Genomic DNA, 19,383 nt, shown 5'->3' on the forward strand with positions numbered 1-19,383 from the left:
GTTTGAATCATGCAAACGCTCAAGCTGCTTGTTTCGATGCCGGATGAGACTCATCCGGACATGGAGCTCCGCCTTTCCGCGAATGACTCGCCATGCGACGTGGTGATCGCGCTGCCCGTCGCACCCCGTGCGCGCACGCAGTCGCGCGATACCGAAGCACCGCATAGCGACCAGGACGACTACGTGCTTGGCGGTTACGCCGGCATCTGATCCAGGCGCCTGCGCGGCGCCTCTACTCACCAGAAAAGGACGGCTCGCCCCGAGCCGATATTCAGGAACACCCATGATGTCCAAGAAGTTTCTTTCGTGCGCGCTTCTTTTGGCTCTCGCCCCGGTTGGCGAAGCCGTTGCCTCGACAACGCCGCTGGCGTCCTCCACTGACGTGACCGCCGCGGCCGACCTTGGTGAGGTCGCTTCGTCCACGCCGGCAGCGGCCAGTGATGACTGCTCGCAGGGCTTCTTCTCGCGCCTGGCCAACGCCTATCGAGAAGACGCGCAGCCTGCCGACCCGAACGCGCCCGCTGCGACCCGCCGCGCGATGGATGCCCCGCTGGACTCGCCCCCGTTCCCCAACGGGGAATGGCAGCTTGGCGGCGTGGCCGCTCCGATTGGCGTGCCGGTGGCCTACGGCCAGTACCCCGTGCAGAAGGCGCTGGCGTGCACCAGGCTTGGCAACTGGATGCAGCGAAACCGTATCGAGATCAACGGCTGGATCAATCCGTCGGTGAACGTCAGTTCGTCCAGTTTCACCAACTATCCGCTGTCGTACGCAACGCGGCCCAATCGCGTGGAATTCGACCAGCTGGTGTTCAACATCACCCGCGTCGAAGACACCGTGCAGACCGATCATGTGGACTGGGGCTTCAATGTTTCGGTGCTGTACGGCTACGACTATCACTACACGGTGACCAAGGGCGTGTTCAGCAACCAGCTCCTGAACAGTCCCAAGTCGAATAGCGCGCTTCAGGGCAATATCTATGGCATCGACCCGATGCTGTTCTATTACGACCTCTATATCCCGTCGGTGGCCGAGGGCATGGTGATCCGTATCGGTCGCTATCTGTCGCTGCCGGACATCGAGGCACAGTTCTCGCCGCAGAACTACCTGGTGACGCATTCGATCCTGTACACGGTCGACCCGTACACGCAGACCGGCATCATGACGACGACGAAGTTCAGTCAGCAGTGGACGCTGCAGGTGGGTATAAACGGAAGCAACGACACCGCGCCGTGGAATGGCTCGGCTCGTCCCACGTTGCAGGCTTGCGTTCGCTGGGTGTCGAAAGACAACAACGACATGCTCTACCCCTGCATCAACAGTCTCAATTCGTTCGACTACAACTACAACAACGTGCAGATGTACGTGATGACCTGGGGTCATCGCTTCAACGCGAGCGTGCACATGCAGACCGAGGCGTACTACATGTACGGGCGGAACATCCCGGGCTTCGGTCCGGATGGCGAGCCGGGCGTGGTGGCATCGTCCCCGTATCCCGGCAAGGCCGGTGAATACGGCGTGGTGAACTACCTCAACTTCGAGTTGAACTCCAGCAACATGCTGTCGTTCCGCAACGAGTTCTACAACGACCAGAAAGGCCAGCGCACCGGCTACGCCACCAAGTACAGCAGCCATACGCTGGGCCTGACGCATTGGGTGTCGTCCGATCTGGAGATCCGTCCGGAGCTGCGTTACGAGCACTCCTACGACGTGAACGCCTATGACGGCGGCAAGAAAAACTACCAGGCGATCGCGCTCGTCGACGCGATCCTCCACTTCTGAGGTGATGAACATGGTCAGGCTGATTCGTAGCGCGATCGTGATGCTGCTTTTGTTGACCGCGGTGACGGGCGTGTTCTACCCGCTCGTCGCCACCGGTCTGGCCCAGGCGTTGTTCCCATCGCAGGCGAACGGCAGCCTGATCGAGAAGGATGGCAAGCCCGTTGGCTCCACACTGATCGGCCAGTCGTTCACCGGCGCCAAGTACTTCTGGGGCCGCCCGTCCGCCACCACGCCGCAGCCGAACAACGCGGCGGCGTCCACGGGTTCCAACCTTGGGCCGACGAATCCCGCGCTCGCGGATGCGGCCAGGCAGCGTATCGACGCGTTGCATGCCGCCGACCCGGACAACCACGCGCCGGTGCCGGTAGACCTGGTCACCGCGTCGGGCAGCGGCCTGGATCCGGAGATATCACCGGCTGCGGCGGCCTACCAGGTGCCTCGGGTGGCGCGTGCCCGCGGACTGAGCGAATCGCAGGTGCAGGCGATGGTCGCAATGGCGACCACGGGGCGGCAGCTCGGCGTGCTGGGCGAGCCGCGCGTCAACGTGCTCAAGCTCAATATGGCGCTGGATGCCCATTAAGGCATAACGTATTCATCCATCACCCACGGCACTGCGACGCATGTCCGAACCCTCCCGCGAAGCACGCGCCGATGCCCTGCTCGATTCGGTGCAGGAAGAGAACGGCCGGCGGCTGAAGATCTTTCTTGGTGCAGCGCCCGGTGTGGGCAAGACCTACGCCATGCTCTCCGCCGCGCGCGAACTGAAGCGCCAGGGCATCGACGTGGTGGTCGGCCTGGCGGAGACCCATGGTCGCGCGGAGACCCAGGCGCTGATCGAAGGCCTCGAAGTGCTGCCTCGGCGCAAGGTGAACTACCGTGGCCGCGACTTCACCGAGTTCGACCTGGACGCGGCCCTGCAGCGGCGTCCGGCCGTGATCCTTGTTGACGAACTGGCACACAGCAACCTGCCGGGCGGGCGCCACGAGCGCCGCTGGCAGGACATCGCCGAACTGCTGGATGCCGGCATCGAGGTGTACAGCGCGCTCAATGTGCAGCATCTGGAGAGCCTCAACGACCAGGTACGACGCATCACCAACGTGACCGTGCGCGAGACGGTGCCCGATGCCTTCCTCGATCGCGCACGTGACATCGTACTGGTCGATCTGCCGCCACGTGAGCTGATCCAGCGCCTCAAGCAGGGCAAGGTCTATGTGCCGGAAACGGCGGCGGCGGCGCTGGATGCGTTCTTTTCGCCGACCAACCTGGTCGCGCTGCGCGAACTGGCGGTGGATACCGTGGCCGGCCACGTGGACAGCGATCTGCGTGAACAGATGCTGGCGCGCGGTGGCGTCATGCCGGTGCGCCGTCGCGTGATGGCCGCCATCGATGGCCATTCGCAAAGCGAGTACCTGGTGCGCATTGCGCGGCGCATTGCCGAGCGGCGTGGCGCGCCGTGGAGCGTTGCCTTCGTCGACACCGGTGCGGCCTTGGACAAGGCGCGTCGCGAACGCCTGGACTCCGCCATGCGCCTGACGCGCCGGCTGGGTGGCGATACCGTGGTGCTGCGCGGCCACGCTGTCGCGGACGAACTGATCGCGCACGCGGATCGCGAGGGTATCGGCCAGATCATCCTTGGCCGCACACGCGAGCGTCCGTTGGCGCGCATGCTGGGCCGCTCGCTGACGCAGCTGCTGTTGCGTCGCGGCGCTCATCTCGAACTGACCATCATCGCCACCCCGGCGGAGCGTGCGAAGTCGCGCATGCGCCTTCGCATGCCGGGCGGCCCCGGTCGCCGCGACGAGTATGTGTTCGCCACCATCGCCACCTTGGCGGCCTTCGGCCTGTCCTTCCTTGCGGACCGCTATCTGTCGGTGGCGAATCTCGCGCTGATCTTCCTGATGGCCGTGATGGTGGTGGCCGCCAGGACGCGCATGTCGGTGGCGGTGTATACCGCGATCCTGTGTTTCCTCGGCTACAACTTTTTCTTCGCGCCACCACGCTACACGCTGGCCATCGCCAGCTTCGACGATGTGCTGGCGGTGTGCCTGTTCCTGGTGACGGCGCTGGTGTGCAGCCGGTTGGCGACGCGGCTGGCGAGTCAGGTGGAGTCGTTGCGCGTCGCGCATGCCAATGCGCGGGCGCTGCTGTCGTTGGGCCAACGCCTTTCCACCAGCACCGATGCTGCCGGGATTCGCAAGGTGGGCGTGGACATGCTCTCCCACGTCATGCGCTGTGATGCGGCCATCCTCGCGCGCGATGCCAGTCAGGTGCTGCGCGTCGTCACCACGGCACCGCGCGATTTTCCACTCACCACGCAGGATCTCGGCGCTGCTTCATGGAGTGAACAGCACGCCGAGCAGGCCGGACGTTATACCGACACGCTGAATGCGGCGCCGTGCTGGGTGCTGCCGCTGGGCAGCACCGACAATCCGCTGGGCGTGGCCGCACTGCGCTTTCCGTCGGAGCTGAGGGAGCCGCCGGTCGACGAGCGCAGCCTCGCGCTGGCCATGGTGCAGGACATCGGCCAGGCATTGCAGCGTGCCCGACTCGCCGATGAACTGGAAGGCGCGCGCGTACAGGGCGAGACGGAGCGCCTGCGCAATGCGCTGTTGTCCTCCGTGTCGCATGACCTGCGCTCGCCGCTCGCATCGATGATCGGTTCGGCTGGCACGCTGGCCAGTTACGGCGACCAGCTTCCCGCCGGCGAACGTCGCGAGCTGCTCGAGGCGATTCTTGGGGAAGGGCAGCGGCTGGATCGTTATATCCAGAACCTGCTGGACATGACCCGTCTGGGACACGGCACGCTCAAGCTCAATCGCGACTGGACCGACGTGGCCGAGATCGTGGCCGCAGCGTCCACCCGATTGCGCAAGCTGTTTCCCGATCTGCGGCTCGATACGGTGCTGCCGCCCAGCACGGTCCTGCTCTATGTCCATCCGGCGCTGATCGAGCAGGCCTTGTTCAACATCCTCGAGAATGCCGCGCGCTTCTCGCCTCCCGGCGAGGCCGTGCGCATCGTGGCGCGACCGAACGGCGAGAAGGTGCAGATCGACGTCACCGACCGCGGTCCCGGCATCCCCGAGGACGAACGCGCGCTCATCTTCGACATGTTCTATTCCGTAGCGCGGGGCGACCGCGCACCGCAGGGCACGGGCCTTGGGCTTGCCATCTGCCGCGGCATGATCGGTGCCCATGGCGGCAGCGTGGAAGCCTTGCCCGGAGACGGCATTGGCACCACCATCCGCATCACCTTGCCGTTGCCGGCGCCGCCCGATAACAACGCATGACTGCCGCTACGCCCTGTGTCCTGGTCATCGACGACGAGGCGCAGATCCGGAAATTCCTCGACATTGGCCTGCGCGCCGAGGGTTACGAGGTGCTGCTCGCGCCGAACGCGGCCGAGGGCCTGGCGCTGGCTGCCACACGATCGCCGGACCTGGTGGTGCTAGACATCGGCCTGCCCGACCGCGAAGGCCACGAGGTGCTGGCCGAGCTGCGCCAGTGGAGCCAGGTGCCGGTGCTGATGCTGTCCGTGCGCGACTCGGAGAGCGAGAAGGTGAAGGCGCTCGACGCCGGCGCCAATGATTACGTGACCAAGCCGTTCGGCATCCAGGAACTGATGGCCCGCCTGCGCGTCCTGTTGCGCAGCCGCCCTGGCGAGCCCGAGGCACCGCAGCGCTACGACGACGGCCGGCTGGCCATCGATCTGGCCCGGCGCGAAGTCGCGCTGGACGGCCAGCCGCTGGCGCTTACCCGCAAGGAATACGCCGTGCTGGCCCTGCTGCTGCGCCATGCCGGGCGCGTGGTGACCCAGCAGCAACTGTTGCGTGACATCTGGGGCGCCACCCACACCCACGACAGCCATTACCTGCGCATCGTCGTGGGCAAGCTTCGCCAGAAGCTGGGGGACGACCCGGCTACGCCCAAGTGGCTCAAGACCGAGCCCGGGGTGGGGTACCGCTTCATCAGCGGCAACTGATCAGCAAGAACGCCTGCTGTGGGAGCGCACCCTGTGCGCGACCGTCCCCTGCACGGAATCTCTGTCCTGGGCTGCCGCGACCGGGCAGGGGTCGCAGGACCCGTCGCGCACAGGGTGCGCTCCCACAAAATCGGGTCCCCGCTGTGTCGCAGCCGCTGAGAACCGCCAGTGGTCTGATTCGGCGGGTTTTTCGTCCGATCCGGACGTCGGCCGGGGCCGTTGCCGGGCCGGCAGGCGGGTCGCGACGGAAAAATCCATCCTGTTTTCGACGGCCGACCCACGGTTATGATGGCCGCCGGTTCAACCATCCCGGCGCTGACTGCCCCAGAACGCAGCGCCGGCTCACAGAGGACATTCCTTCCATGGCACGTGGCATCAACAAAGTCATCATTGTCGGCAACCTCGGTGCCGATCCGGAAACCCGCTACACCAGCGGCGGCGCGGCGATCACCAGCCTGCGCATCGCGACTTCCGAGAACTGGACCGACAAGCAGAGCGGCGAAAAGCAGGAGCGCACCGAGTGGCACCGCGTGAAGCTGTTCGGCCGTCTCGCTGAGATCGCCGGCGAGTACCTGAAGAAGGGCCGCCAGGTCTACATCGAAGGCTCGCTGCGCACCGACAAGTACACCGACAAGGACGGCATCGAGCGCTTCAGCACGGACATCATCGCCAACGAGATGCAGATGCTCGGCGGCGGCTCCGAAGGCGGCGCAGGCGGCGCAGGTGGCGGCGGTGGTGGCTTCCAGCGCTCGCAGGGCGGTGGTGGCGGTGGCGGTGGCCAGCGCCAGGGTGGCGGCAATTACGGTGGCGGCCAGTCCCGTGGCGGCAACGACTACGGCAACCAGCGCGGTGGCGGCGACAACTACGGCAATCAGCAGCGCCAGTCCGCTCCGGCGCCGGCCCAGAACAACAGCTTTGACGACGACGATATTCCGTTCTGATCAAGGCCGCCTTCCAAGGCGCTGCGTATCCAAAAAGGCCATGATCTTCATGGCCTTTTTTTGTGCTCGAAGAAGACCGTTTTGGGTGCAAGGAAGCCCGTGCTCCAGGTCATGGGGCAGTGCGCCTTCGAGGAGGGCCTCAGCCTCAGGGGAGGGAGCCCGCGTGCTAACCCCTCGCACCGCCTGGAAATATTGCCCAGCCCATAACGGAATCCACACCTGGGCGCCACCGAGGCTTGCGACGGGTTTGGTGTAACCTGAACCAGACCGGGAGCGGCAAGGGAGGTCGAGCAAATGGCCACAGAGTCCGCCTCTGCTGCCTGGATTGCATTCGGCACGATCGAGATCGATACCTTGGGCCATCGCCTGTTTGTCGATGGCGAGGAAGTCGGGCTCGAGCGCAAGGCATTCGCCGTACTCGTTCTGCTGGCGCGCGATTCCGGTCGCGTACTGGGCCGAGACGAGATCCTCGACGAAGTGTGGGGGCATCATCACGTCACGCCCGGTTCGCTCAGTCGCGTCATCGCCTTGCTGCGTCATGCGCTGGGTGAGAGCGGGGATGAATGCCGTTACCTGCATACCGTGCATGGCGTCGGTTTCCGCCTCGATGCCGATGTCCGGTCCGCCGCGTCGCGCGAAGAGTTGATGGCGGACCGGGCGTCAAGCGTCGCGGAAGTGGACGACGTGCCGGCTCTCATCAGCGAACTCGGCACGTCTCCAGCCCCACCGGTTGAGAGCGAAGCGCCCCTCGTGCAGCCTGCCAGACCGCGCCGAATCGACAGGAGATTGATCGCGCTGATCGCGGGCGTGCTCGTGGTGGTGGCTGTCCTGCTTGGCCGCTACACGTTCATGCACCATCCTGGTGGCGCGGCTGCGGACGCGGATCTCAAGTCGATCGCGGTGTTGCCGTTCGCGAACCTCAGTACAGACCAAGACAATGCTTATTTCGCCAGCGGCATGCAGGACATGATCCTGACCCAGCTGGTGGGCATCGGTGGGCTCAAGGTGATTTCCCGCACCTCGACCGAGAAGTATCCGAGCCATCCCGAAGACGTGAAGACCATCGCCCGGCAACTGGGCGTGGCGACGCTGCTCGAGGGCACGGTACAGAAGGCCGGTAACCAGGTGCTGATCAATGTGCAGCTGATCGATGCGAACAGCGGCAACCACCTCTGGGCGAAGGCGTATACGCGCACGCTCGACAACGTTTTCAACGTGGAAGGCGAGGTCGCGCAGAACGTGGCCGAGGCGCTGAAGGTACAGCTGACGTCGGCCGAGACCGCGCGCATGGATCGCATGCCTACCTCGAACGCCGAAGCCTATGACCTGTACCTGCAAGCCGGCGTACACGCCAACCGGGCCTACGACGATACGTTGCAGTCATCGTCCGAGCTGCCGCTGGCGATCTCGTTGTATCAGCAGGCCCTGGCTCGGGATCCGAACTTCGCACTCGCCTCGGCCGCGCTGGCTCGTGCGCACATGCACATGTATTTCTTCGCACCGGATCGCACGAATGCGCGATTGGCTGAGGCGAAGGCCGCTGCCGAACGCGCCCTGGCGCTGCAGCCCAATCTGGGCCAAGGGCACTACGCGTTGGGGTTGTATGACTACTGGGGGCATCGCGATTACGCCCATGCCAGTGCCCAGCTGGAGTTGGCGCGGCAGGCTTTGCCCAACAGCGCCACCGTCGAGCTCCTGATCGCCGCGCTCGCCAGGCGGCAGGGGCGCTGGGATGAGGCCGTTGGGCTTTTCCACGCAGCGACCGTTCTGGATCCGCATAGTGAATTCGCGTTCAACCAGCTTGGCGTGACCTACCAGAGCATGCATCGCTACGCCGATGCCGATAAGGCTTTCGCCGCTGCTCTCGCGGTGAGCCAGAATGCCACTGGCGAACGCATGGCCCAGGATTTCAACGACTTGATGTGGAAGGGCAATGTGGCACCGATGCGTACTGCACTCGCGGGGCTTACGCCGGGCAGTGATGCTTACGCCGGCAATGTTGCGGGCATGTATTTCGATCGCTCGCTGGCGCGTGATTATGCCAACGCAATCAAGGTGGTCGAGGCGGACAAGCAGGAGTACTGGTCCGATCCCAACAACATAGCGTTGCCCCGTCGCCTGTTCCTGGCGTGGGCGTTGCAGTCGGCCGGAGACACGGACAAGGCGACCGCGGCGTATACGGAAGTGGCGGCGACTTCCCGTGCTGCCCTCGTCGATCGGCCGGACGACGCGGACCTGCATCTCGCATTGGGCTTTGCCTATGCGGGACTCGGCCGAAAATCCGAGGCTGTCGCCGAGGGTGAGCGCGCCGTGGCCTTGATGCCGGTCGCTGAGGATGCCCTCACCGGAGCGGACATGCTCGCGCAGCAGGCGGCGCTCTATGTGCGTGTCGGCCAGCCCGACCAGGCGATTCCCTTGCTCGAACGGGTGTTGTCCATGCCTACGGGCATGATCCTGTCCGGTGCCTTGTTGCGCATCGATCCGCTGTGGGATCCGCTGCGTGACGATCCGCGCTTCCAGGCGCTGCTGCAGAAGTATCCCAACGGCAGCTAGGCCACCATTCGCTTTCGAGGACGATGCAAACCCCATGGGGACGACCTCTTCCGTCGAGGTCGTTTCGACGACTTTGCCCATTCGATCGTGGTGTCCGGAAATCGGCCCAGATTGAAATAGACGTCTTACGCTTCCTTTGTCACCCTACGGTGCGCGCGACTCGTCGCTAAGCACGGCATATCCGTGTGCGATGCTTGGCGGACAGTGTGATCAGGGGCAAAGGGGAAGACGTGGTCAAAGCAAGCGCAGTTCTCAAGGGGAGCCGGGTCAAATTCGCACTCGCGCTGCTGTGCCTTTCCATGCCTGCCATCGCGGCACCTGCCGTGCCGGCCACGCCGATCGATTGGGTCAACCCCTATATCGGGACCCAGGGAAGCGGTTCGGAATACGGCGGCACCATGCCCCTGGTCACCACCCCGTTCGGCATGACCAACTGGACGGCGCAGACGCGCCAGAACAGGGTCGGCGTCAGCTCCTACAACTACGCCGACAGCCGCATCGAGGGCTTCATCGGAACGCATCAACCGGCCATCTGGATGGGCGACTACGGGTACGTCACCCTGATGCCTGAAATCGACGACGCCAAGTACACGCCCGATGCCCGGAAGCTGCGCTTTTCGCGCAAGGACGAAACGGCCTCGCCCGCCTACTACGCGGTGATCATGCAGGCAGGCAGCGGACGGCAGCTCCGCACGGAAGTCACGGCAACCGATCACTGCGGCTACCTGCGCTTCTGGTTTCCCAAGGCCGCCAATGCAGGCGTACTTATCGAGGCCACGCGCCCAGGCATCCACGGTTACGTGGAGGTCGACCAGGAACACAACGAAGTCCGCGGTTACAACCCGGATCGCCAGGACGCCCAGCTGGGTCCGTTGGCGTTGCCCAACTTCAAGGGCTATTTCGTGGTGCGCTTCAAGCAACCCATGAAGTCCGCGCGCGTCTACCGGGAAGCTGCGGCCGTACAGGGGCGCAGCAATGTGGAAGGCAATAACGTGGGTGCCTACGTGGCATTCGAGACACCGGAAAGCGAGCCGGTCGAAGCACAGGTAGGAACCTCGTTCATCAGCGAGGCGCAGGCCGAGGCCAACCTCGATGCCGAGCTGCCCGCATGGGACTTCGATGCGCGTCGCCAGTCACTGAAGGACACCTGGAACGCCAAGCTGGGCCTGATCGATGTCGACGGTGCCGATACCGATCAGCGCCAGATCCTGTACACGGCGCTGTACCACGCACTGCTGTACCCGCGACTCTTTTCCGAGCACGGGCGCTACTACAGCGCCTTCGACGACCAGGTGCATGACGGCGAGTCGTATACCGATTATTCGATCTGGGACACTTTTCGCGCCGAACACAGCCTGCTGACGCTGCTCGCGCCCGAACGCATCGACGGCATGATCCAGGCCTTGCTGCAGGATTACCGCGAGGGCGGATGGATGCCCAAATGGCCCAATCCTTCGTACACCAACATCATGATCGGCACCCACGCCGACTCGCTGGTCGCGGAGGCGATCGCCAAGGGTTTCCATGGCTTCGATTGGCAGCTGGCCTACGCTGCCGTGCGCAAGGACGCCATGACGCCTCCGGACGGCGACACCACGCGGCGCTGGAGCGATCGCGAACCGCATACGCCCTATGAGGCGCGCGCCGGCCTGACCTACGCGTTGAAGCTGGGTTACCTGCCGTCCGACAAGGTGGCGGAGTCGGCCTCGAGCACGCTCGAGGAGGCCTATGACGACTATGCGGTTGCCCGCGTGGCTCAGGCCACCGGTCACGCCGATGACTACGCTTACTTCCTGCAGCGCTCATCCAATTACCGGCTGCTGTTCAATCCTGCACGCGGCTTCATGCAGGCGCGTCGCGCCGATGGCTCCTGGGCGTGGTCGTGGGAGGGCTGGACGGAAGGCGACCAATGGGCCTACCTCTTCGCGGCGCTGCATGACATTCCCGGCACCATCGAACTGCTGGGCGGCCCGTCTGCGGCGGAGGCAAAACTCGATGCCCATTTTCGTGGCGGCCATAACCACCACGACAACGAACCGAGCCATCACTACGGCTACCTCTACGACTTCATGGGCGTGCCCTGGAAGACGCAGGCCCAGGTGCGCGACATCGCCACCCATGCCTACTCGAACACGCCGACCGGCATCCTCGGCAACGAAGACTGCGGCCAGATGTCGGCGTGGTATGTCTTCACCGCGATGGGCTTTTATCCGCTCAATCCCGCCAGCGGCGAGTACATGATCGGCAGCCCGCTGTTCAGTCGCCTTTCGTTGAAGCTCGGCAACGGCAAGAGCTTCCTCGTGACCGCACAGAACAATTCGACGGAGAACGTGTATATCCAGTCCGCCACGCTCAACGGCAAGGTGTTGGATACACCGATGATCACCTACGACCAGATCATGGCCGGCGGAACGCTGGCTTTCGTGATGGGGCCGCGGCCATCGACCTGGGCGGCGTCATGGCGGGCGCAGCCACTCAAGCACTAGGCGATCGTCAGGCCTCTGCAAACGGCCTGTCCCGTCTCCGGCGATAGGCCTGGTGAAAGCCCGCTGTGTGATGCAGCTGGGTGCCTTCGGCGAGCGCTTCGTCGGAAGCCATGCGGCCGAGGAAGAACGTGTGCGAGCCCATGGTCTCGCTATGCACGATGGCCAACTCGCGAATGCGCAGGGCGGCGGCAACGGCCGGTAGGTCGAACTCGCGCGAGGGCCGAGTGGGAAAGGGCAGCAGGTTCCAGTCCTGCAACGCCTGCTTGTGGTGTTCGCTGAGTTTGTACACGACGGCCTTCATCGTGGCCGGCATACTGGAGAGCGCCACCTTGCGCATGTTGCGCATGACCGGCTCCGAGACATTGGTGCTGCGTAGCGCGAGCGAGAACAGTCCGCTGCGCTCCAGTGGACCGATCAGGTCCATCGGGAAAATATTCTGGTGGCCGGGTGCGCCCACCGAGACCAGGATCACCGGGCGGGGACACAGGTAGGCGATCATCAGCTGCTGCACCGACGCCGGTTCCATGAGGTCATGGTGCGCGTTGTTGCCCCTGCGCATGGCGCGGTTCTGCAGCCATGCATTCCACGGGCGTCGCGCCCAGCTGAGGCAGCGATGCCCGCCGCCGGCCACGCGGTAGATGGCGATGGATGCGCCTTCGGTGGCGATCGACGTTGCCTTGGCGAGGCGCAGCACGCCGAGCAGCTTGCCCGTGGCGTTGTCCGAGTACTCGATGGAGGGATGCTCGCCGGCATCGACGCTCGTAGCGATCGCCAGTGGCTTGAGCGAGGCCACGGTGTGGTCCCTGGTCACGTCGGCCCATTGGCCGTCCCAACGGAGGGTGGCCGTGACGGCCTTCTGCGGCGGATCGACCGCAATGGTCGACCACTGCGGCAGCGGGCGTACGAACGGTCGTATCCAGTCTTTCCACATGTCAGGTGCGCCTGAACAACAGGAACATATAGAGGTGGGTTGCGAGTCCAAGCCCGCGCGGCGTGATGCGCTCGAGCTTGAAATACGGTGCCGCAGCACGTGCCACGACACGCGGCGCGAAGCGGTGGATGCGGCTCTCGCTCTCGATGGCGTAACGGCCGGTGCGCATCAGGGTCAGCAGGTTGTGCCGCCACCAGCGATAACGCGCATCGCCCAGGTAGTAGGGATTGAGCATGCTGGCCAGCACGAAGCCGCCCGGATCGACCACGCGATACAAGGCTTCAAAGAGCGGAGCGTGGTTCTCTATATGGTTGAGGACGGCGAAGTTCGCGGTAACGGCCTGTACCTTGCAGTCATCTGGCGAATCGATCGCGACGACGGTCTTGCGAACGATCTCGTCGCGGCAGTGATGTCCGAGATACGCGCGCATGGCCTCCGACGGTTCGTAAACGAACGTCTGGTGTCCGTGCGTGGAATACGCCTTGGCGTCGATGCCGGTTCCGGCGCCGAAATCGAGAATGTCCGCTCCCTTGGCAAGCAGATCCAGCGCCATCTTCTGAAACTGATCGCGTACCGCGTGGTCGCGTTCAGAGGCCAGCATGAACTTGTGGTACTGCTCGCCTGTATGCATGTCGCCGGTGCCTCTAGGGCAGATCGATTGACAGCGCGACATGGCGCGCGGGTCTCACCGTGGTGAGTGCCCGCGGAATCTGGAAAGGTTGCCGGGCCCGTAGCCGTCCAGCAGCGGTGGTGCCTGGGTGTCCCGTCAGGCAGCGGTGCCTGAGCCCCACCAGGCCGCGATCTGGTCGGCAAGGGTGGGCACGGGGTCGAGGGCATGGACGGCCAGCACGCGAGCCTCGCCGACAGGAGACTCCAGATCGTGGAACTGGCTGTCGACCAGGGAGGCCGGCATGAAGTGGCCCGACCGATGCGCCACGCGCTCGATGGCTTCCTCCCGCGATAGCTCCAGAAAGACGAAGCCGAGATGAGGGACGGCATGGCGTAGCGAGTCGCGATAGCGTTGCTTGAGTGCCGAGCAGGCGAGTACGGCGAGCTCATGGCTGGCGAGCACGCGCGTCAGCTCCCGCCCCAGGCTGTCCAGCCAGTCTTTTCGGTCCGCATCCGTAAGCGGAGTGCCTGAGGCCATCCTGCGGATGTTCGCTTCGGAGTGAAACGCATCGCCTTCGATCAGGTGCGCGCCCATGCGTTCGCACAAGGCCGTGGCGACGGTGCTTTTTCCGCAGCCGGTCACGCCCATCACGACGATGGCGCGCATGTGATTCGGCATGGTCGGTGTTTTCGGCATAGACATGTCGGACAGCATATCCGGTGCGTCGGAATGCCGGGTGTTGATAGCACCGGCGATGTCGTCGCGGCTTGTCCGCGGATCGGTGGCAGCGTTCGGCCAGTTCGATTTCGTAGACGCAGGCCGCAGCGCCCTTGGGCAGGCTGCCGGGGTGAGGTTTAGGTCCTGCGCCGTGCTTTGCCAGCTCACCGGCTGCGCGGAGCCGAGCAGCTTCACGCTGCGCACGCCATCGGCCGGCGTGGCGCCAAGCCGATGGCAGCGTGGCGGAGTGGCGGAGTGGTGACGGCGCCGCGTGCTGCGGCGCGGGAAGGCAACATCAGAACTTGCTGTGCTCCACATCGCGTTCGCGATGCATCAGGGTCCACTCGGCATGCTCGGTCAGGGCTGCGTCGCCCAGTGCGAGGAGGATTTCGCGTTGCTTGGCGGGATCGCTGGTGCGATCGAGCGCGGCGCGCGCGCTGGCGAAGATGCGTTGCATGAAGCGGTACTGGCGGATCAACTCCTTGTCGGCCTTGCGATACGCATAGGCCTCGCGCACGGCGGCGACGATGGAAAGTACCGCCATCATCATGACCATGGTGGTCTTGACGCTCTCGGGAAGATGCAGCGCGAATATCGCCAGGAACACGCTGATCGAGATGCCACCCCACAAGCTGATCATGCCGATGGTCTCGGTGACATGGTGCAGGCCGGTGCGCTCGATGGTCTTGCGCTGGAAGTAGTACAGCTGGCCGCTCTTGCCCGATTCGCCCACCCACTCGTCGATGACCTCGGATAACGCCGACGCGCGGGGAGTGTCGACGTTGGGCAAGGGATCGACGCCAGCCACGCGCATCATGTGGCGGATCCAGCCCAGCTCGATGTTCTGCTTCTGCAGGAAGTTGTCATGGGCGAATTCGTGTTCGCCTGTGGCCGATATGCCGGCATGGCGCCAGTAGGCTTGCACGCGCAGGCCTTCGGCGAGCGCCCGGTAATCAAGGTACTTGCGGTGCCAGCCGCGATGTCGCGCGAGTATCGCGATCAGGGCGCCGAGTCCAAACAGCAGCAGGAACGTATAGATGAGGAAGTCCTGTGCGGACATGTGCGCGTAGAAGGTGAAGGCAATGCCCATCAAGGCTGCCAGCACGTAGGTGAGCCTGAGCGCGAGCAAGACGCGCTTCTGGAAATGGATTGCCAGCCAGTCCGCCGCGCGGAAGATGCGCGCGAGTGCGCTGCCATTGGTGAGTATGCTGTCGGGATCGTCGTCCGGTTCTGCCGCGATGTCATCCGCATACTTCGTGCAGTCGGCGTTGAACTCCGACATGTGTGCGAACATCTGGCAGAACTCGGGTGGAGGCGTGCGATCGGTGGTGGTGAAGTCACCGCAGCGCCAGTATGTCTGCAGTGGTTGCAGGCCTGGCGCGACGTCGCCGTGGTCACCCTCGCGCGAACAGACGATATGGTAGAGCAGGCGCTCATCGCCGCTGCCCAGGACGTGCCTGGCTTCGCGGTGACGCTCGACGAGGCCGGGCAAGGTGCCATTAAGATGGTAGTTGACGACCTGTGCCGTGCCTCCGAGCCGCCCCGAGTCCTTGCCGTCCCAGATGGCGAGCAGGATGTGGCAGTGACTGGCGATGAATACGCCTGCCTTGGCGTACTGCCGGTCGCGCGATGGTCCCGGCAAGGCGATCGCGTGATGCGATGGCCCGCGTGGCAACGGGAGTGTAAGCACGTGGGCCTGTTCGCACAGGGCCTCGAAGCGCGCGCGCGCGGAAGGAGCGGGAAAGTCGTCGAGATAGAGCTCTGCAGGTAGCGGCAAGGGGGCGATCAATCGTGCACCGGCTTCCAGGGCGACATGTGCGACCAGCTGGTCGCCGCCTTCGGCCAGCGCGGAGAGCACGCATAGCGGCAAGCCCGGGAATTCCTGTCGCAGCATCGCGAAGAACGCGGTCACCCGCTCGCGTATGGGCTCGATCTCGGAGGCTGAGATGTTGCGGTGGCTGGTGATGCCGACGACCAGAGGCGTCATGGTGGCGCCGGGTTGTATCGCCGACGCCGGATAACTTGTCTGGCCAGATGACGGGCCATGCATCGCAGGTGGGTTCATCGACACGTCCTGCGATTCCACATCCGAGTTGTCCCTGCGATGCATGGCAGCTCCTTGCGGTCGGTCAGTTGTTCTTGATCGATGGGTTGGTGGCGGTTCCGACGCCGGTGGTGGCGATTGGATTGCTTTGATAGGTGTTGCCGCCAACAGCGACCGTCAATATGTAAAACCATTCACCCGTGGTGTTGCTGCTGTTGTTGAGGTCGGCCATGGCCATCGAATTTCTGGCCGGAGAAAATGTAGGCGCCCCAAAAATGCCGCTCCGTGGCGGAGTGCCGGCCCAGGTCAAGGACACGATGCTTCCCGTCGCGGCATTGCCGTTGAGGTGCCAGTCGACGCTCTGCAATGCTTCGCTGCGCGCCACGTGATGGGCGTTGCCCGTCTGGTCGATATCGACGGTCCACGGATTCGTGCTCTCGTTCAGGGTCACTCTCAGGTTGTTGGCCACAGTTTGCTCCTCATTTCCGGATGTAAAGGGACCCGTGTTAGGCAATGCTTCCAGGCGGAATGCTCGCTACTGCGGATCGCTCCTGGCTGGCGCTGCCGGCACGCGCTGCTGGAATGCGGTCAGTTGTTCTTGATCGATGGGTTGGTGGCGGTTCCGGTGATGGCAACGGCGCCGCTGTAGTAAATGGTGCCGTTTGCGACGAGCTGGACCCCTATCTGGTAATACCATTCGCCCGTGGTGTTGCTGCCGTTGTTGAGGTCGCTGAGAGTCATCGATTTCCCGTTCGGAGCGATGACGAATGGCCCGAAAATGCCGGAGGGTGGCGGGTTGAACGTAGGTGGATCGTTGAGCCAGCTGCAGCTCACGATCCTTCCGGACGCCGCATTTTCTGTGAGCTGCCAGGTGATGGTCTGTTGGTTGTTGCCGCGTGGTACATGATTGGCATTGTCCTTCTGGCTGACATCCACGAGCCACGGGCTCGTGGTTTCGTCCAAAGTCACGGAAAGGTCGTTGGCCATCGTCTGGTCCTCAAGTCAGGATGCGGAAGGAACCCTGTTGGGCAGCTACTACTGGGCGGAATGCTCGTTACTGCGGATCGTTCCTGGCGAGCGCCGCTTGCAGGCGCTGCTGGAACGCCGCATTGGCGGGGTAGTCGATGTCGTGCTGTTTGAGCGTGACGAGAAGATCGAGATCGCGGTAGCCCGAATCCCATAGCTGCTGCACCAGCGGTGCTGCTTCGGGGCCACGGCCGAGGCTGAGCAAGGTGTCGACGCGCAAGGCGATCAGGCGTGGATCACCCGCGCCGCTGGAGACGGCGGTGACGTCCTTGAGCACGTCTTCGCGCCACTTGCTTGCCTTGTCGGCATCGTTGGTAGTGGCGGCGAGCAGCAGGCGTACGGTTGCCGTGTCCAGCAGCAACGTGCGCTCTGCAGGCTGGTTTTCATGCAAGGGTGAAAGCACGGCAAGCGCCTTGGTGGCCTGGTCATGCGCCTGGTCGGGGTTGCTGGCGAGTGACTGATTCGCCTGTTCCACCTGCGCCTCGGCGAAGTCCTGCTGCCACTCTGTATTGCTCGGATCGGTGTGTGTCATGTCGCCGAAGATCTTCAGCGCGCGGTTGTTCAGTTCCGTCGCCGTGGCGTCGTCGCCGGATAGTCGGCGCAGTCGCGCAAGTTGTGTGGAATACAGCGCCACCTTTGCATGGAAGCTCGTTTCGTTGGGCTCGAACTTTGCGAGCTCTATGGCTCCATCAACGGCTTGCTGGAGATGCTCGCTGCCCGCGTTGACATCGCCACCCAGCGCCATGGTTCGCCCGAGGATGGCGCGCACGCGCACCATGTTTTCCTTCTGGTCGTTGTTTTTAGGATCGCTCTCGCTCAGCGCGGTCTCGATCGCGTCGTCGGCACGGTATTCCGCGATAGCAGTGACAAGGTCGCCCTGCATCAGCGCCATCTTGCCGAGATTGTTGTGTGCTTCGCCCAGCAGCTCCTGCCAGTCCGTCTTGGGGTTCTTGCCGCGCACCAGCTCACGGCAGTGCGCAAGCATGCTCTGATACTGCGCGGTGGCTTGATCGAGCTTTCCCTGTGCCTCCAGCACGTGGCCAAGGTCGTCGTCCACGGTCGCCCATTGCTGGATGAATTCCTTGTCGGACGCGGAAGTCAGTGGAGTGCGCCGCAGGATGTTCTGCGCCATCGCGAATTGCTCCTCTGCCGAGGGAAGATTGCCGCGGTACCAGTCGGTCATGCCGATGAACGTGACGATGCGCGAGTAGGCCACCTGCCTGGCGACATCGGCGGGTGCATGCTGCGCGAGCCCCCCGGAGATTTTCGCGGCGGCCTGATAGGACTGCATGGCGGTGTCGAGATGGCCCTGACTGAGACGCACACCACCGATCTTTTCCAGCGCCTTGGCGCGCTGCTCGAGCGAGACGTCGGTGACGTCGTCGCTCGGCAGTGACTGGAAATAAGCCATGGCGCGGTCATCGACGGCTTCCATGATGTCCAGCCGTTGCACCTGGCCCAGCTTGTCGTTGAGGTCGCCGAGCATGAAGCCGACCAGGCTTTCGGCCTGGTTGCGCTCGCGCTCCGCCACACGCTGCGCCTGGACGGCGATGACGGCGAGCGTCGATGTCATCAGGGTGATGGCGACGGCAACGGCGGCGATCGCTGCGAGCCGGCGCTGATGGCGTTGCTGCTCTCGTTGCTTGAGCTTGTCGAAACCGATGTCGAGCATCCCGGCAATCAGTTTCAGCTTGGCATTGGTCCTGCCGTCCTTGCCGGGACGCGCATCGGCCGCGATGGGTTCGGTGCGCTGCTCGGACAAACCATCGGAGCCATCCCATTCGAAGCGCAGCGCCCGTGCGAAACACTCTTCGGCTTCGCGTCCGGCGACCTCGCTGGTGTTGGGTTCACCGCCGACGATCAGGCAGAAAATGCGATCGGAATGCCCAAGCCGCTTGAACGCCAGCACTTCCTCGTTGACCCAGTGCGACCGGGCCGACTGCGGGGAGCAGATCACGACCAGGTTGGCCGATTCGGACAGTGCTTCGTTGACCTTGCGGCCCAGGTCGGTCGCACTGGCCAACTCGTCGCGGTCGCGGAAGACCGGCAGCAGGCGCTTGGGCACTACGCCGGCAGGCGTGACCTGTCCGACCAGCCGTTGCGGAACCCGGTAGCTTTCCAATGAGCGGTGCAGCCAGTCGGCCCAGGCTTTGTCCTGGTGGCTGTAACTGATGAATGCGCGATACCGAAATGCCGGCACGCCGGATTCCTGCGCCATGACGAGTCGCACTCCAGTAGCAGGCAGCGCATTCCCTTGCCGGGAAGTCCACATTCATGGGCGGCGGTCACACTTGGCAGGCACGATGCACGATCGAT

General features: G+C 64.1%; 15 protein-coding genes. 8 read left to right on the forward strand and 7 right to left on the reverse strand.

All coding sequences use genetic code 11. From position 1 onward, the window contains the following. The first annotated feature begins 9 nt into the window (after window positions 1–9). The 8 genes from EPB08_RS03305 to EPB08_RS03340 all read left to right on the forward strand — a co-directional run bounded on the left by EPB08_RS03305 (window position 10) and on the right by EPB08_RS03340 (window position 11,739). Complete coding sequence (locus tag EPB08_RS03305; protein WP_130617619.1) at window positions 10–210, forward strand: hypothetical protein; 201 nt, start codon at window positions 10–12, stop codon at window positions 208–210. 73 nt (window positions 211–283) lie between these two features. Further along, on the forward strand, window positions 284–1,780 hold the full coding sequence (locus EPB08_RS03310; protein ID WP_205746260.1) for an outer membrane beta-barrel protein: 1,497 nt from the start codon (window positions 284–286) through the stop codon (window positions 1,778–1,780). A gap of 10 nt (window positions 1,781–1,790) precedes the next feature. After that, window positions 1,791–2,360 (forward strand): potassium-transporting ATPase subunit KdpC, encoded by a 570-nt coding sequence (gene kdpC, locus EPB08_RS03315; protein WP_130617620.1) that lies wholly within the window; start codon window positions 1,791–1,793, stop codon window positions 2,358–2,360. 40 nt (window positions 2,361–2,400) lie between these two features. Then, window positions 2,401–5,067, forward strand: a complete 2,667-nt coding sequence (locus EPB08_RS03320; RefSeq protein ID WP_130617621.1) for a sensor histidine kinase — start codon at window positions 2,401–2,403, stop codon at window positions 5,065–5,067. Further along, on the forward strand, window positions 5,064–5,759 hold the full coding sequence (locus tag EPB08_RS03325; protein WP_130617622.1) for a response regulator: 696 nt from the start codon (window positions 5,064–5,066) through the stop codon (window positions 5,757–5,759). Before EPB08_RS03320 ends, EPB08_RS03325 begins: the two co-directional genes overlap by 4 nt. 362 nt (window positions 5,760–6,121) lie before the next feature. After that, the gene (ssb, locus tag EPB08_RS03330) at window positions 6,122–6,700 is read left to right on the forward strand and encodes a single-stranded DNA-binding protein (protein WP_130617623.1); all 579 of its coding nucleotides are present in this window, start codon (window positions 6,122–6,124) and stop codon (window positions 6,698–6,700) included. Between the two features lie 294 nt (window positions 6,701–6,994). Further along, on the forward strand, window positions 6,995–9,253 hold the full coding sequence (locus tag EPB08_RS03335; protein WP_130617624.1) for a winged helix-turn-helix domain-containing protein: 2,259 nt from the start codon (window positions 6,995–6,997) through the stop codon (window positions 9,251–9,253). Window positions 9,254–9,552: 299 nt separating this feature from the next. After that, window positions 9,553–11,739, forward strand: a complete 2,187-nt coding sequence (locus EPB08_RS03340) for a GH92 family glycosyl hydrolase (RefSeq protein WP_130617625.1) — start codon at window positions 9,553–9,555, stop codon at window positions 11,737–11,739. A 7-nt stretch (window positions 11,740–11,746) separates the two neighbouring features. On the opposite strand, the gene EPB08_RS03345 is transcribed toward EPB08_RS03340, so the two are convergent. From EPB08_RS03345 to EPB08_RS03375, 7 genes are all read right to left on the reverse strand, one after another. Beyond that, window positions 11,747–12,670 carry a hypothetical protein gene (locus EPB08_RS03345; protein ID WP_130617626.1) on the reverse strand — a complete coding sequence of 308 codons (924 nt, stop codon included), beginning with the start codon at window positions 12,668–12,670 and terminating at the stop codon, window positions 11,747–11,749. Between the two features lies 1 nt (window position 12,671). Then, on the reverse strand, window positions 12,672–13,301 hold the full coding sequence (locus EPB08_RS03350) for a class I SAM-dependent methyltransferase (protein WP_130617627.1): 630 nt from the start codon (window positions 13,299–13,301) through the stop codon (window positions 12,672–12,674). 135 nt (window positions 13,302–13,436) lie between these two features. Next, entirely contained in the window at window positions 13,437–14,192 is a 756-nt protein-coding gene (locus EPB08_RS03355) for a gluconokinase (protein WP_229238191.1), read from the reverse strand. A gap of 100 nt (window positions 14,193–14,292) precedes the next feature. Continuing rightward, window positions 14,293–16,107: a DUF4231 domain-containing protein gene (locus EPB08_RS03360; RefSeq protein ID WP_229238192.1), complete on the reverse strand. Its 1,815-nt coding sequence runs from the start codon at window positions 16,105–16,107 to the stop codon at window positions 14,293–14,295. Between the two features lie 19 nt (window positions 16,108–16,126). Then, window positions 16,127–16,510: a hypothetical protein gene (locus EPB08_RS03365; RefSeq protein WP_130617628.1), complete on the reverse strand. Its 384-nt coding sequence runs from the start codon at window positions 16,508–16,510 to the stop codon at window positions 16,127–16,129. Between the two features lie 119 nt (window positions 16,511–16,629). Further along, a complete protein-coding gene (locus EPB08_RS03370) occupies window positions 16,630–17,028 on the reverse strand; it encodes a hypothetical protein (protein WP_130617629.1) in 399 nt (132 codons plus the stop codon). A gap of 67 nt (window positions 17,029–17,095) precedes the next feature. Further along, window positions 17,096–19,285 carry a toll/interleukin-1 receptor domain-containing protein gene (locus EPB08_RS03375; RefSeq protein ID WP_130617630.1) on the reverse strand — a complete coding sequence of 730 codons (2,190 nt, stop codon included), beginning with the start codon at window positions 19,283–19,285 and terminating at the stop codon, window positions 17,096–17,098. Window positions 19,286–19,383: the final 98 nt, after the last annotated feature.

The sequence above is a fragment of the Dyella amyloliquefaciens genome, from assembly GCF_004296575.1.
Taxonomy (GTDB): Bacteria; Pseudomonadota; Gammaproteobacteria; order Xanthomonadales; family Rhodanobacteraceae; genus Dyella; species Dyella amyloliquefaciens.